Origin of the sequence: Micromonospora sp. NPDC005707 (assembly GCF_040631005.1) — a bacterium.
Classification (GTDB): domain Bacteria; phylum Actinomycetota; class Actinomycetes; order Mycobacteriales; family Micromonosporaceae; genus Micromonospora.
In genome coordinates, this window is sequence record NZ_JBEXYR010000008.1 from 1 (window position 1) to 14131 (window position 14131).

16 protein-coding genes are annotated in these 14131 nt (G+C 72.6%); 11 read left to right on the plus strand and 5 right to left on the minus strand.

The features are described from left to right. Nucleotides 1-130 precede the first annotated feature (130 nt). The 11 genes from ABZ452_RS17360 (at nucleotide 131) to ABZ452_RS17410 (ending at nucleotide 9013) form a co-directional block, all read left to right on the plus strand. Nucleotides 131-1090, plus strand: coding sequence for an ABC transporter permease (locus ABZ452_RS17360; RefSeq protein ID WP_357943720.1), 960 nt, complete (start codon nucleotides 131-133; stop codon nucleotides 1088-1090). Next, nucleotides 1087-2007, plus strand: coding sequence for an ABC transporter permease (locus tag ABZ452_RS17365; RefSeq protein WP_357943722.1), 921 nt, complete (start codon nucleotides 1087-1089; stop codon nucleotides 2005-2007). The genes ABZ452_RS17360 and ABZ452_RS17365 overlap by 4 nt, the downstream gene beginning before the upstream one ends. 13 nt (nucleotides 2008-2020) lie before the next feature. Then, nucleotides 2021-4180, plus strand: a complete 2160-nt coding sequence (locus ABZ452_RS17370) for an ABC transporter ATP-binding protein (protein ID WP_357943724.1) — start codon at nucleotides 2021-2023, stop codon at nucleotides 4178-4180. After that, nucleotides 4177-4878: a copper homeostasis protein CutC gene (locus tag ABZ452_RS17375; RefSeq protein WP_357943726.1), complete on the plus strand. Its 702-nt coding sequence runs from the start codon at nucleotides 4177-4179 to the stop codon at nucleotides 4876-4878. The genes ABZ452_RS17370 and ABZ452_RS17375 overlap by 4 nt, the downstream gene beginning before the upstream one ends. Before the next feature lie 81 nt (nucleotides 4879-4959). Next, the gene (locus ABZ452_RS17380; RefSeq protein ID WP_357943728.1) at nucleotides 4960-5253 is read left to right on the plus strand and encodes a DUF1330 domain-containing protein; all 294 of its coding nucleotides are present in this window, start codon (nucleotides 4960-4962) and stop codon (nucleotides 5251-5253) included. A 164-nt stretch (nucleotides 5254-5417) separates the two neighbouring features. After that, on the plus strand, nucleotides 5418-6353 hold the full coding sequence (locus ABZ452_RS17385; protein WP_357943730.1) for an ion transporter: 936 nt from the start codon (nucleotides 5418-5420) through the stop codon (nucleotides 6351-6353). Between the two features lie 85 nt (nucleotides 6354-6438). Continuing rightward, nucleotides 6439-7260, plus strand: coding sequence for a hypothetical protein (locus ABZ452_RS17390; RefSeq protein WP_357943732.1), 822 nt, complete (start codon nucleotides 6439-6441; stop codon nucleotides 7258-7260). Nucleotides 7261-7288: 28 nt separating this feature from the next. Then, nucleotides 7289-7615 (plus strand): hypothetical protein, encoded by a 327-nt coding sequence (locus tag ABZ452_RS17395; RefSeq protein ID WP_091257727.1) that lies wholly within the window; start codon nucleotides 7289-7291, stop codon nucleotides 7613-7615. A gap of 2 nt (nucleotides 7616-7617) precedes the next feature. Then, the gene (locus ABZ452_RS17400; RefSeq protein WP_357204368.1) at nucleotides 7618-8112 is read left to right on the plus strand and encodes a hypothetical protein; all 495 of its coding nucleotides are present in this window, start codon (nucleotides 7618-7620) and stop codon (nucleotides 8110-8112) included. After that, nucleotides 8105-8593 carry an EndoU domain-containing protein gene (locus tag ABZ452_RS17405; RefSeq protein WP_357204370.1) on the plus strand — a complete coding sequence of 163 codons (489 nt, stop codon included), beginning with the start codon at nucleotides 8105-8107 and terminating at the stop codon, nucleotides 8591-8593. The genes ABZ452_RS17400 and ABZ452_RS17405 overlap by 8 nt, the downstream gene beginning before the upstream one ends. A 3-nt stretch (nucleotides 8594-8596) precedes the next feature. Continuing rightward, nucleotides 8597-9013: a hypothetical protein gene (locus ABZ452_RS17410; protein WP_357943734.1), complete on the plus strand. Its 417-nt coding sequence runs from the start codon at nucleotides 8597-8599 to the stop codon at nucleotides 9011-9013. A gap of 78 nt (nucleotides 9014-9091) precedes the next feature. On the opposite strand, the gene ABZ452_RS17415 is transcribed toward ABZ452_RS17410, so the two are convergent. The 5 genes from ABZ452_RS17415 to ABZ452_RS17435 are packed head-to-tail and all read right to left on the minus strand — an operon-like array spanning nucleotide 9092 to nucleotide 14129. After that, nucleotides 9092-10732, minus strand: coding sequence for a DUF4127 family protein (locus ABZ452_RS17415; protein WP_357943736.1), 1641 nt, complete (start codon nucleotides 10730-10732; stop codon nucleotides 9092-9094). 2 nt (nucleotides 10733-10734) lie between these two features. After that, on the minus strand, nucleotides 10735-11442 hold the full coding sequence (locus ABZ452_RS17420; RefSeq protein ID WP_357943738.1) for a putative N-acetylmannosamine-6-phosphate 2-epimerase: 708 nt from the start codon (nucleotides 11440-11442) through the stop codon (nucleotides 10735-10737). Next, nucleotides 11439-12353 (minus strand): ROK family protein, encoded by a 915-nt coding sequence (locus ABZ452_RS17425; protein ID WP_357943740.1) that lies wholly within the window; start codon nucleotides 12351-12353, stop codon nucleotides 11439-11441. Before ABZ452_RS17425 ends, ABZ452_RS17420 begins: the two co-directional genes overlap by 4 nt. Then, nucleotides 12350-13192 carry a carbohydrate ABC transporter permease gene (locus ABZ452_RS17430; protein ID WP_151462263.1) on the minus strand — a complete coding sequence of 281 codons (843 nt, stop codon included), beginning with the start codon at nucleotides 13190-13192 and terminating at the stop codon, nucleotides 12350-12352. The genes ABZ452_RS17425 and ABZ452_RS17430 overlap by 4 nt, the downstream gene beginning before the upstream one ends. Next, nucleotides 13182-14129: a sugar ABC transporter permease gene (locus ABZ452_RS17435; protein ID WP_357943742.1), complete on the minus strand. Its 948-nt coding sequence runs from the start codon at nucleotides 14127-14129 to the stop codon at nucleotides 13182-13184. Before ABZ452_RS17435 ends, ABZ452_RS17430 begins: the two co-directional genes overlap by 11 nt. Nucleotides 14130-14131: the final 2 nt, after the last annotated feature.

A 14131-nucleotide genomic window follows, 5' to 3' on the forward strand; every position in this document is an offset into this window, starting at 1 on the left:
CTTGTTTTTTGTTTTTTAGTGTTTTGTGTTTACGTGTGGGGAGTTCGCCGCCCCGCCCCGCCGCCCCCCCCCCCCCGCCCCCCCCCCCCCCCCCCCCGGCCCCCCCGACCAGGGAGGAGGCACGGCCCAGGTGGTCCGGTACCTCATCACGCGCTTGGGCCAGGCCCTCGTCGTCGTCGTGCTCGTCACGGTGATCGCGTTCCTCATCCTGCACCTGCTGCCCGGAGGCGCGGCGCGCGCCACCCTCGGCAAGGAGGCCACGCTGGAGCAGTTGGCGGCCTTCAACCACGACATGGGCTACGACCGGCCCTGGATCCAGCAGTACGGCATGTACGTGCACCGCCTGCTGCGGGGCGATCTGGGCTACTCGTACCAGCTCAACCAGTCGGTCGTCGAGGCGATCACCCAGCGGCTGCCGAAGACCATGGTGCTGTCGTTGCTGTCGACAGTGCTCGCCATCGTCCTGGCGATTCCGCTCGGGGTGATCCAGGCCGTACGCCGCAACCGCTGGCCCGACTACGCCATCACCTCGCTGTCGCTGCTGGCGTACGCCACGCCCATCTTCTTCATGGGCCTCATGATGATCATCCTCTTCTCGCAGGTCTGGCCGATCCTGCCGCCCGAGGCGCCGCAGGGGTTCACGGTGGCGGAGGTGCTCGCCGATCCGGCCGGGCTGGTCCTGCCCACGATCACCCTCGCCGTCGTCACCATCGCGGTCTACTCGCGGTACGTCCGCTCCGCCATGGTCGACAACCTCAACGAGAACTACGTCCGCACCGCCCGCAGCAAGGGCCTCTCGGAGCGGCGGGTGGTGCTGCGGCACACCCTGCGCAACGGGCTGTTCCCGGTCATCGCGCTGCTCGGGATGTACCTGCCCGCGCTGTTCAGCGGGGCGTTGGTCGTCGAGTCGCTGTTCAACTTCCCCGGCATGGGGCAGCTGTTCTGGCAGGCGGCGCTCAAGCGTGACTTCCCGATCCTGCTCGGGGTCACCGTCATCATCTCGATCGCGACGGTGGTCGGCGCGCTCGTCGCCGACCTGCTCTACGCCGCCGTCGATCCCCGGGTCCGACTCCAGCGGAGCGCGTCATGACCACACTCTCCGAGGCGGTCCGCCCAGGCGCCGTCCCCGACCAGCCGGCCGACGCCGAGGCGCCGGTGCGCGGCCTCTGGCGGCAGGGGCTGGTCGTCTTCTGCGAGAACCGGCTCGCCCTGGTGGGCCTGGGCCTGTTCGTCCTGCTGGCCGGGATCTGCTTCCTCGGTCCGCTCTTCTACCACACCGACCAGGTGCACACGGATCTCACCGCTGTCCACCTGGCGCCCGGGCAGCAGGGGCATCCGCTCGGCACCGACGGGGTCGGCTACGACCAGCTGGGCCGGCTCATGCTCGGCGGGCAGACCTCGATCATCGTCGGGCTCGCCGCCGGGATCCTCGCCACCGCCGTGGGCACGATCTGGGGCGCCGTCGCCGGGTTCGCCGGCGGCTGGGTGGACTCGGCGATGATGCGGGTGGTCGACGCCATGATGTCGATCCCGTCGCTGTTCCTCTTCATGCTGCTCGCCGCCATCGTCACGCCGAGCGTGTCCATGCTCATCGTAATCATCGGCGCGTTCGCCTGGCTGGGACCGGCCCGGCTGGTCCGGGGCGACGCCCTGACCCTGCGTTCCCGCGAGTACGTCCAGGCCATGCGGGGGATGGGTGGCACCGGCGGCCGGGCGGTACGCCGGCACATCGTGCCGAACGCCATCGGGACCGTGATCGTCAACGCGACCTTCCAGGTCGCCGACGCGATCCTCTACGTCGCGTACCTGTCCTTCCTCGGCCTCGGCGTCCCCCCGCCGGCGGCCAACTGGGGCGGGATGCTCTCCGACGGCCTGGCGGACACGTACAGCGGCCACTGGTGGCTGCTGTACCCGCCCGGCATCGCCATCATCCTCATCGTCCTCGCCTTCAACTTCATCGGCGACGGGCTGAGGGACGCCTTCGAGGTCCGCCTCCGGCGACGCTGAGCAGGAGCAGAGAATGAGCGAATCGACCGGCCGGCACACGCCGGCAGCCGGCGGAGTCCAGCCCCTGCTGGAACTGCGCGACCTCGACACCGACATCGCGCTGCGCCGCGGCACGGTGCACGCCCTGGACGGGGTCGGTCTGCAGGTCATGCCGGGGGAGACCCTCGGCGTCGTGGGGGAGTCCGGCAGCGGCAAGACGATGACCGCGCTCTCGATCATGGGCCTGCTGCCGCCCGGCGGCCGGGTGTCCGGGGGACAGATCCTCTTCGAGGGCCGGGACCTGCGATCGCTGCCGGCCGACGAGGTACGCCGGATCCGTGGTGTCCGGATGGGCATGGTCTTCCAGGACCCGCTCACCTCGCTCAACCCGACCATGCGCATCGGCGTCCAGGTCGGCGAACCGCTGCGGGTGCACGAGCGGGTCGGCCGGGCCGAGGCCCGGGAGCGGACCATCGAGATCCTGCGCCGGGTCGGGATGCCGCGCCCGGAGCGGATCGTCGACAACTACCCGCACGAGCTGTCCGGCGGGATGCGGCAACGGGTCGCCATCGCGATGGCCCTGATCTGCTCCCCCCGACTGCTCATCGCCGACGAGCCGACCACGGCGCTCGACGTCACCACCCAACGGCAGATCCTCGAACTCATCGACGACCTGCGGGAAGAGTTCGGGATGGCCGTCGTCCTGGTCACCCACGACCTCGGGGTGATCGCCGGCCGTGCCGACCGGGTCGCCGTCATGTACGCCGGACGGGTGGTCGAGACCGCCGCGACCGCAGAGCTGTTCCGCTCGCCGCGGCATCGCTACACCCAGGCGCTCATGGAGGCGCTCCCCGAGTCGGCGATCCGGGAGTCCGGCGAACACGCCCGGCTCTACAGCATTCCGGGCCTGCCGCCGGACCTGTCCCGGCCCCTGACCGGCTGCCGCTTCGCCCCACGCTGCCGGCACGTCACCGACGAGTGCCGGACCACCGAGGTGACCCTGTCGGCCGGTGCGCACCAGCACGCCTGCCTGCACCCGGTGCCGGCGGAGCCCGCCGCGCCGGTCAGCCTGCCCGCCCCGGCACGGGTCGAACCCGTCCCGGCACGGGTCGAGCCGGTCCCGGCACGGGTCGAGCCGGTGCCGGAGCCGGCCGGCGCGGCGGCCGCGCCCGGTGAGCCGGCGGCCGGGCCCGTCCTGTCGGTGCGGGACCTGGTCAAGAACTACGCGGCGCACGGCCGTGGGCTGCTGCGCCGGACCGCCGGGCAGGTCAGCGCCGTGGCGGGTGTGTCGTTCGACGTGGGCCCGGGGGAGACGTTCGGGCTGGTCGGCGAGTCCGGCTGCGGCAAGTCCACGGTGGGCCGGCTGGCCGTCGGGCTGGAGCAGCCGACCGCCGGGCAGATCATGCTGGACGGCACGGACATCGCCGGCCTGGCCGGACGGGAGCGCCGCCGGATGCACCGGCAGGTCCAGCTGATGTTCCAGGACAGCTACGCCGCGATGAACCCGCGGATGCGCGTCGACGCCATCCTCGCCGAACCCCTGGAGATCCAGAAGGTGGGTGGCGCGGCGGCGCGGCGGGCGCGGATCGCGACGTTGCTCGACCAGGTGGGGCTGTCGCGGCGGGTCCTGGAGCGCTACCCCCACGAGTTCTCCGGCGGTCAGCTGCAGCGCATCGGGCTGGCCCGGTCGCTGGCCCTGCAACCCCGCCTGATCGTCGGCGACGAGCCGGTCAGCGCGCTGGACGTGTCCATCCAGGCGCAGGTCCTCAACCTCATGCGGGACCTGCAGCGTGAGCTCGGTGTGGCGTACGTCTTCATCAGCCACGACCTGTCCGTGGTCGACTACATGGCGGACCGGATCGGCGTCATGTACCTCGGCAAGCTCGTCGAGGTCGGGCCCGCGCGGGACGTGGTCCGCGCCGCCCGGCACCCGTACACGCAGGCGCTCATCGACGCCGTTCCCTCCGTCACGCCGAACGCCGCGGCCGCGCGCGACGGGGTGACCATCCGGGGCGAGCTGCCCAGCGCGCTCAACCCGCCCACCGGGTGCCGGTTCCGGACCCGCTGCCCCCTGGCTCAGGACATCTGCGAGACGGAGCCGCCGCTGGCCGGCGGCGCGCACCAGGTGGCCTGCCACTTCCCGCTGCGTCCGGAGTCGACGGCCGCGTCCGCCCGGGCCGGGGCGGCCGCATGACCACGGTCGAGATCTGCGTGAGCGACGTGCCGACGGCGCTGGTGGCCGAGGCTGCCGGCGCCGACCGGCTGGAGCTGTGCGCCGACCTCGGCCAGGGCGGCACCACACCGAGCCTGGGTACGGTCGCGGTCGCGCTGCGGACGCTGCGCCGGGTGGGCGTACGGGTCATGGTCCGTCCCCGTGGCGGTGACTTCCGGGTGAGCGGGATCGAGGAGCAGGTCATGCTCGCCGACATCGAGGCCATTCGCGGCCTGCCCAATCCGCACGATCTCGCGGTCGGGGTGGTGGTGGGTGCCGTCACCGCCGCCGGCGACCTCGATCTGGCCGTGCTGCGGCGCCTGATCGCGGCGGCGGGACCGCTGCCGGTGACGGTGCACAAGGCCTTCGACGAGGTCGGCGACCAGCTGACGGCGATCGAGCAGCTCATCGACCTCGGGGCCGACGCGGTGCTCACCTCGGGCGGGGCGCCGAGCGCGCTGGCCGGCGCCACGCGGATCGCGGCGCTGCGGCAGCGGGCCGGCGACCGGTTGCGGGTCGTCGCCGGCGGCGGCATCCGGTCGCACAACGTCCGGCAGGTGCTCGCGGAGACCGGGGCGCGGGAGGTGCACCTGCGCGCACCGGTGCGGCGCGACGGACGCGAGGCCACGGACGGCGACGAGGTACGCCGGATTGTCGACGCCACCCGTGCCCAGACCTGACCGCACGCCGGTCGAGGACCGTTAACCTGCGTAGGGCAGTCCAACGGGGGTGCCCATCCTCATGAGCGGGAGTCAGCGACGGTGCCGAAGGCCTACTGGATCACCACCTACCGGTCCATCAGCGACGACGGGAAGGTCGCCGCGTACGCGGAGCTGGCGGGGCCGGCGCTGCGCGCCGCCGGCGGCACGTTCCTGGCGCGCGGCCTGCCGGCGCACGCGTTCGAGTCCGGCGCGCTGGAGCGCACCACGCTGATCGAGTTCGACAGCGTCGAGGCCGCGCTCGCCGCCCACGAGACCCCCGCCTACCAGGAGGCGCTGCGGGCGCTCGGCGACGGCGCCGACCGCGACCTGCGCATCATCGAAGCGACGCCCTGACGCCGGCCGACCGACGGGCGCGCCCGGGTGGCCGGGACGGGCGGCACCGGGGGACGGCGACGGGCGCGAACCGGCCGCACCTCTAGGCTTGTCCGCATGCTTGCCCGGCACCGCGCACCTGCTCAGTCCGACGGTCCCGCTGGGAGTGTGGGCGGGCCGGGGCGGTGAGGCCGTCCACCGTGCCCCGGCAGCGCAACGCACCGCCGGCCGGGCGGCCCAGCCTGGCGGAGCGCTGCCGGTTGATCGCCGACTCGCGTGCCTTCGACGTGGTGATCGTCGTGGTCATCATGCTCAACGGGATCGTGCTCGGCTTCGAGACCTACCGCGACGTCGGGGCGGCGCACCCCGTCCTGCGGTGGTTGGAGTGGTTCTTCCGGCTCGTCTTCGTCGTGGAGATCGCGATCCGGGTGCTGGCCTTCGGTCGCCGGCCGCAGGACTTCTTCCGGCACGGCTGGAACGTCTTCGACTTCCTGGTGATCGCCAGCATCTTCGTACCCGGCCTGCACGGCGACTCGGGGGTGCTGCGGTTCCTGCGGGTCGCCCGGGTGCTGCGGCTGGTGCGGTTCTCACCCGGTCTGCGCACCATCGTGGCGGCGCTGTGGCGCAGCCTGCCCGGCGTCGCCGGCTTCCTCGCGCTGGCCGCGGTCACGCTCTACGTGTACGGCATGGCCGGCTGGCTGATCTTCGGAACCCGGTACCCGGAGCAGTACGGCGACATCGGCCGCTCACTGCTGACCCTGTTCGTGCTGCTGTCGCTGGAAACCCTGCCGGACCTGCTTGAGCAGGGCATGGCCGTGTCGCCGTGGACGCTGGTCTACTACGTCAGCTACGTCCTGATCACGGTGAACCTGCTGCTCAACATCCTGATCGCGGTCATCGTCAACTCCATGGAGGAGGCCCGCCGGCTGGAGATGACCGAGCGGCTGGCGCCGGACTACGACGAGGACGGCGACGGGGTGCCCGACGAGCTCGACCGGATCGCGCTCACCCAGCGGCTGGACGACCTGCGCGCCGTCATCGGCGAGCTCGAACGGGAGCTCCGGATCGACCGCGAGGACGGGCAGCACCGACCGCGCCCGCACCGCGACCGCGTGGGCTGACGCCCCCGCGTCCGTCCACAACAGACGCTGCTGCGGATGATGACGGTTGCTAGGGTCTTGGTGGCGGTGACGGGGAGGCTACGGGATGCCAGACGACGGCGATGTGGACTTCGTGCGGCGGGTGGGTGCCTACCGCCGGCAGCTGGCGGAGCTGCAGGCGGACCGGTCCCGGCCGGAGGCCGCCGCCGAGGGCCACGGAGACGCCGCGGACGGGCAGGTCAAAGTCGTCGCGTCGGCGGGCCGCCTGCGGTCGGTCGGGCTGGCCGCGCAGCTGATGCGGCTGTCCGGTGATGATCTCGCCCCCGTCGTCGTGAAGGCGGCGAACAATGCGCTCGCCGCTGCCCGCGCCGACCCGGTGGGCGTCGAGCCCGCGCCCGAGCTGTCCGGACTGGCCGACGGTCTCGCGGCGGCCGTCGCCGAGAGCGAGCTGGCCTGGCGCCGCCTCCAGGAGGCGCTCAACGAGGCGGTCACCAAGGCGGGCCCGCGCACCGGGCTCGGCGGCGACGTCCCCACTCAGGAAACGTCCGACCTGCTCGGCGGGGTCATGGAGGTGCTCAGGTCGGCGCGCGGAGTTCCGTCCGATGCCGGCGAGCCCCACGAGCCGGTGCGGCGGGGCGTGGGATCCGACGACGCGGGACACGTGTCGGCGGAGGTCGACGGCGCCGGTCGCGTCGTACGTCTGGAGCTGCGCGCCGGCCGGCTCACCTCCTGGCAGCTCGGCGAGCTGGTCGTCGAGGCGGTGAACCGGGCGCTGGACGACGTGGGGACGGCGGACGCCGTACCTCCCGGACCGGTCGGGGAGGACCTCAGCCGGCGGGTGGCCGAGCTACAGGACGCCAGTGCCCGGCAGATGGCCGCGCTGACCGGGGCGTTGACCGGCATCATGGCCCGCATCCGGGAGCCGTGACGATGAGCGAGGGTCGGGGTGACAGGCCATGACCGGTGAGATCGAGATCAACCCGGAAGCGATTATCGACGCGGGCGACAACATCCTCGCTTCGGCCCAGCGCATCCGCTCCGCGGTCTCCGCCTTCAACGCCGAACTGGCGGCCTTCGGCACGCCCTGGGGCGGCGACGATCTGGGTTCGCTCATCGGGATGGTGTACGAGACGATCCGGGACCTGGCGATGGAGACCTACGACGCCAACCTGGTCGAGATCGAGGACATCGGCAAGCTGAGCCGGGTGATGGGCATGAACTATCAGGAGACCGAGCGGGCCATCGCCGAGCACCTCGGCCGCCTGCGCGAGATGTTGGGCTGACCATGGGCATGACACTTCCGGCCGAGCTGGTGTCCCTGCTGGGTGTGCTCGGGTACACCTGGCCCGAGGCCGACGAGACGAAGCTGCTGGAGATGGGGCAGGCGTGGCTGGCGTTCCCCGACCGCCTGGCGGCTCCCGTGGCCGAGGCCGATCGGTCGGCGCGGCAGCTCTGGACCGACAATCGCGACGCCGCCATCGAGCGCTTCCAGGCGACCTGGGAGGCAGGCGACTCGGCGAAGACGAACCTCGACGACGGCGCCGGCGCGGCGGCGCTGATCGGTGCCGGGCTCATGGTGTGCGCCGGCATCGTGCTCGCGCTGAAGATCAACGTGATCGTGCAGTTGACGCTGCTGGCCATCCAGATCGCGCAGGCGATCGCGACGGCCGCGGTCACCTTCGGGGCGTCGTTGCTGGAGATCCCGATCTTCAAACTCATCACCGGCGCCCTCATCGACCAGTTGCTGACCATGGCGACCGACGCGGTGCTCGGTGGGTAGCCGCGGCAAGGCCGGCCTGTTCCGGCCCGTGGAGAAATGGCTCCGGGCGCGGATGCGCCACCGCCGCTACGAGCACGTCTTCCGCGGCCACGTCAACACCAACGCCACTCCGCCACGCGGCACCGGCTTCCACCACCGCTTCCTGGGCGAGAACCCGCCGGGAGCGCGGGTCCGGGTCGACGCCAACGGGCGGGAGATGATCCTGGAACGCTACGTCGACGGCACGTACCGGGCCCGGGTCGACGTGCAGGACGCGACCGGCGTCTGGCGCCAGAAGCGGGGCGCCAGCACGTTCTTCCCCGACAACTGGACGCCACAGCGCGTCGACGAGACCATCGAGGGCGCGTTCCGGGCGGGGGGTCCCCACCCCGGGGATCCGAACAAGTGGCAGGGTAGGGCCAACGGGCTGCTGGTGGAGGGCTTCTACAATCCCGGCGGCACGACGTGGTATTCGGCCTGGCCGGTGGCGGGGGGCAACTGACACATGCAGGACGGCATCGAGTTCCAGCGGAACCAGTACGGCGCGCCTTCCCTGACGACGCGCAACGGGCACTTCCGCGACCTGGGCTCCCAGCTGGTGAGCGACATCCAGACGTACGCCCCGGACTGCCTGGAGCTGCTGCAGTGCATCGACGATGTGACGTCCGGACGTTCCGCGTACGAGGAGTTCGAGGGCAACTCCGCCGTCGTGCGCTGCACGCCCGAAGGCGTGACCGTGGAGAGCCTCGGGCCGGTGCCGTCCGCGACGACCTACACCGTCGATGAGGCCCGCGACGTGATCCTCCGCTACTTCGACTTCCTGGCGCCGTCGCCGGCCGAGAAGAAGCGGCACCTGGCCACCTGGGAGGGGGAGAACGGCCGGCCGTTCCCCGGCCGGGCACTGCTGCGCCTCACGGACTGAGGCCGAAAGGCCGCGAACCGGTCCGGTACCGCGCCGGTCGCGCCGGCGGGCCGACCCCCGGCGCGACCGGCCGTCCGGTCAGGACAGCTGCAGGCGAGGCTCCAGGATCACCTCGAAGAGCCGGTCCCACGGCAGCTCGACCCGGGCCGACTCGAAGCGCGTCAGCGTCGCCGTGAACGTCTTCGCGCCCCGCCGGCCCAGCACGACGCGGTGCCCCGCGAAGTGGTCGGCGAAGTACCGCTCGGTCAGCGGCACGAGCCGCTCGCGTACCCAGCCGTCGAAGTAGCTCTTCTGCGCGGGCGTGAGCGCGAGCGGGTCCCAGCCCTGGGCCCGCGCGTGCGCGTACGCCTCGACCTGCACGATGTTCTTCCACGGGTCGTCCTTGACGAACCGGTAGAGCAGGTACTCGGCGTGCGCCCGGCCGGGCCCGCGCAGCTCGGGCACGCCGAACCCGCTGCCGGAGGAGCGCAGGTACGCCCACCGGGCGGTGCCGTGCCCGAGCGCCAGGCCGAGGGCGTTGCCGCCGGTGTTCCACCCCGAGTACGACAGCAGCGCCGCGAGGTCCAGACCGCTCTCCATCCGCGCGACCAGGTCGTGGTCGGCCTTGTTGACGATGAGCGGGTCCACCACGATGACCGGGGTGCCGGCGGCCTGCAGCTCGCCGATCCGCCCGACGAAGGCGTCCAGGTCGGCGGCCCGCTGGGCGGGCGCGGCCGAGGGGGTGTTCACGGCGAGCACGAGGTCCGCGTCGCCGTCGACGACCCGCCCGCCCACGGCGGCCACGTGCCGGCGGATGTTCTCCGCGAACGGGATGCCCTCCAGCTGGGCGGTCCAGTTCTCGCCGGAGACGCCGGCGTACTCCACCCGGTAGGTGGGGGTCGTGCCGGCCGCGATCACCCGGGCGACCAGCAGCGCGTCGACCTCGTCGGCGCCGGGGAAGATCTCCACCCGGTCGGCCACGCCGAGCCGGGCGACGAGCGCCTCCAGTTCCACCCGCTCGGCCCGGGCCAGCCCGACCGGCGCGGTGTCGTCCTCGGAGAGCACGAGGTGGCTGATGGTGCCGTCGGCCACCCACTCGACCATCAGGCGGTTGACCTGGTGGTTGCGGGCCCGCGCGGCGAGGTAGTCCTCGACGACCTGGTCGGGGATCTGCGCCCGGACGGCGTCGAGCTGTGCCCGCAGCTCCTCCTGCCCGAGGTTGACCACCTGGTCGTAGAGCTTCGCCCAGCTGACCAGCGCGTCGCGGTACCGGTCCAGCTCCGTGCCGGTGCTGGTGACCGCGAGCCGCTGGATGGTGTCGTGCACCTCGACCACCGCCTCCGGCCGGGCCGCGCGCAGGTCCCGGACGGCGGCCAGGTTGTCCAGGGCGGCGGCCAGCGTCGGCGCGGCGGTCCGTGAGGCGATCAGGCCGCCGTAGGCGAGCATGCTGACCGAGATCACGTACCCGTCGACACCGTCGGTGGTGCCGAGCCAGCGGGCGATGGCGGCCCCGTCGCCGGGGGTGAAGAAGCGGCCCAGCAGCTCCCGCGGCGGCAGCCGCACCTGGGCGCCGGCGCTCGCCGCGGTCATCTGCGGCGCGTAGGTGTTGACCGGCCGGTCGTCCAACGGCACGAGTGCCACGGTCAGCTGCCGGCCGGCGGGCCCGGCGAACGCGGGCCGGCCGACGGCCACGGTGGCCAGCCCGGCCACGCCGGTGGCCAGGAGGGTACGTCTTCTCATGCTCACTCCCTCTTTTCCGGTGCGCTCGCCGCGCGGGGGGTGGCCGGCACGAGCCGGCGGGTGATCCACAGCGGTGAGGTGACGGCGTTGCCCATCACCACCGCGTGCGCACCCGCCTCGAAGGCCCGGCCGATCTGTTCCGTGGTGCGGTACCGCCCTTCGGCGATCACCGGTACGGACAGCTGTGCGACGAGTCGCGCCACGAGCCCGAGGTCGGGCCCGTCAGTCGGTGGGCTGGCCGGGGTGTAGCCGGACAGCGTGGTGGCGACGGCGTCGGCGCCGGCCTCGACGGCGGCGACGCCCTCGGCCGCGGTGGCGACGTCGGCGAGGATCAGCGCGTCGGTCCGTTCGCGGATCAGCTGGACCGTGTCGGCGAAGGTGCGTCCGTCCGGCCGGGGGCGGTCGGTGGCGTCGATCGCGATGATGTCCGCGCCGGCCAGTGCCACGTCGAGGGCGTGGGCCGCGGTCGGGGTGATGAAGACGCCCTCGGTGCCGTGCTTGTAGAGGCCGATCACCGGGACGTCGACGAGGGGGCGCACCGCGGCGATGTCGTCGGGTCCGTTGACCCGGACCGCCACCGCGCCGCCGCGCACCACCGCGGCGGCGACCCGGGCCTGCACGTACGGGTCGCGCATCGGGTCGTCCGGGTCGTCGGGCAGCGGCTGGCAGGACACCACCAGCCCGCCGGCCAGGTCGTCGAGCACGTTCACCGGTCGGTCCTTTCGATGTCGTGGCTGTCCATGGCGAGCCGGGCCGCGCCGACCACGACGGCGTCGGTGCCCAGCGCTGCGGGCCGCAGGGGAACGTCGGCCCAGCCCGCCGGCAACTCGGCCGCGTAGGCGGCCGACGCGGCGGGCAGCAGGGCGCCGGCCGCACCGCCGGCCACCAGGACGGCGTCCGGGTCGAGCAGGGCCACCAGCCCCGCCAGGGCTGCGCCGAGGGCGGCTCCGGCCCGGTCCACGATCCGCCCGGCGACCCCGTCCCCGGCCGCCGCGCGATCCGCCACGGTCCGGCCGGTGACCTGGGTTCCGGTTTCGAGGAAGTAGGCGGCGGCCAGCCCGCTGCCCGAGGCGACCGCCTCCAGGTGCCCCGGCCGGCCGCATCCGCACCGCAGCCGCTCGGCCCCCGGCGCCGGCAGGTGCCCGACCCCGCCGGCCGCGCCGCGGGCACCGGCCTCGACGCGGCCGTCGCGCACGACCGCCCCGCCCAGCCCCGTGCCGACGGCCACCAGCAGCACGTGGGCGCGGTCCCGTCCGGCGCCGGCCCAGCACTCGCCCAGCGCGGCGGCGTACACGTCGTTGGTGACCCGCACGGGCCGGCCCAGCCGGGCGGCCAGCGCGTCGGCGACCGGGGTACCGGTCCAGCCGGGCAGGCTGTCGGTGGCGTACCGGATGACGCCCGTGGCGGGCTCGACCGTGCCGGCGGTGCCCACCCCCACCGGTCCGGTGGCCGCGCCGAGCAGGTCGGCGGCCAGCCGCGCGGCGGCGTCCAGCACGGCGTCGGGCCCGGACCGGGCGGGCGTGGGCACCTCGCGGCGCTCCCGCACCCGCCCGCCCCGGTCGACCAGTGCGGCCGCCGTCTTGGTGCCGCCGATGTCGATGCCGACGACCGGTGCCGTCATCCCTTGAGGCCGGTGTGCGCGAGGCCCTCGACGAACTGCTTCTGCGCGATGACGAACACCACCAGGACCGGCAGCGCGGTCATCGACGCCGCGGCCAGCTGGACGTCCCACATCGGGCCGCCGTAGGCGTCGACGAACTGGGTGAGCGCCTGGGGCAGCGTGAACTTCTCCGGCGAGGAGAGGAACACGATCGGCTCCAGGTAGAGGTTCCAGCTGTGCAGGAAGGTGAAGATGGCCACCGCGCCCAGCGCCGGCCGCGACAGCGGCAGGGCGATCCGCCAGAACGTGGCGAAGCGGCCCAGCCCGTCGACCCGGGCCGCCTCCTCCAGCTCGCCAGGGAGGCTGATGAAGAACTGCCGCATGATGAACGTCGCCAGCACGCTCGGCGCGCCGAAGATCGGCACCAGGATCAGTGGCCAGTGGGTGTTGACCAGGCCGAGCTTGAAGAACATCTGGAACAGCGGCACGATCGTCACCTCGCTGGGGATGAGCAGGCCCGCGAGGACGACCAGGAACAGCACGTTCTGGCCGCGGAACCGGATGCGCGCGAAGGCGTACCCGGCCAGCGCCGACACGGCCAGGGTGCCGACCGTGACCAGCAGCGCGATGTAGAGGCTGTTCAGGTACTGCTGCCCGAACGGCTGCAACTCGAACACCCGCCGGTAGGCGTCGAGCCGCGGGTTGGTCGGCAGCAGGTCCGGCGGGAAGGCGAAGATGTCCGCCACCGGCTTCAGCGACGAGGTGACCATCCACCAGGTCGGGAAGACGAACGGGATCGCCAGGACCAGCAGCACCCCGTAGAGCACCAGCTTGGTCCGCCGCGACAGGTCACGACTCATGGAAGACCCACCTCTTGCGCATCTGCCACTGCAGCACGGTGAGCGCGAGCACGATGGCGAACAGCACGATCGACAGCGTGGCGCCGTAGCCGAAGTGATGGAACTGGAAGGCCTGCTGGTACAGGTAGTAGACGAGCACCGTCGTCGACGTGCCCGGTCCGCCCTGGGTGAGCACCGCGATCTGCGCGAAGACCTGCAACGACCCGACCACCGTGATGATCGAGGTGAGCAGGATCGTGGGGCTGATCAGCGGCACGGTGATCCGCCAGAACTGCCGCAGCCGGCTCGCGCCGTCGACCTCCGCGGCCTCGTACAGGTCCGCCGGCACGCCCTGCAGGGCGGCCAGGAACAGCACCATGTTCAGGCCGACGTTCTTGAACACCTGCACGACGATGACCGACACCATCGCGGTGCCCTCGCCGCGCAGCCAGTTCGGCCCGTCGATGCCGACGGTGTCGAGCAGGCTGTTCAGCCCGCCGTTGTCCTGCAGCAGGAAGCCCCACACGATGGTCCAGGCCACCAGCGAGACCACCACGGGGGAGAAGAACAGCGTGCGGAACAGGATCGTGCCGCGCAGTTTCTGGTTGAGCAGGACGGCCAGCAGCAGCGCCAGACCGAGGTTGACCACCACGAGGCCGACCGAGAACAGCCCGGTGGCGCGCAGCACCGCGCCGAGGTTGGGGTCGTCGGCGAGCGCCTGGTAGTTGTCGGTGCCCACGAAGTCGAAGGTCCCGGCGAGCACGTTCCACTCGTGGAGGCTGTACCAGACCACGAGGACCAGCGGCAGGATCACGAAGACGGCGCTGCCGAGCAGCTGCGGGGTGATGAACAGGTAACCGGTGAGCTGGTCCCGGCGGCGGGTGGTCCAGAACGGCCGGGCCCGGCCCGGGGCGGGCCCGGCAGTCGCCGGGCCCACCCTGGTGTCCGTCTGGGTCATGA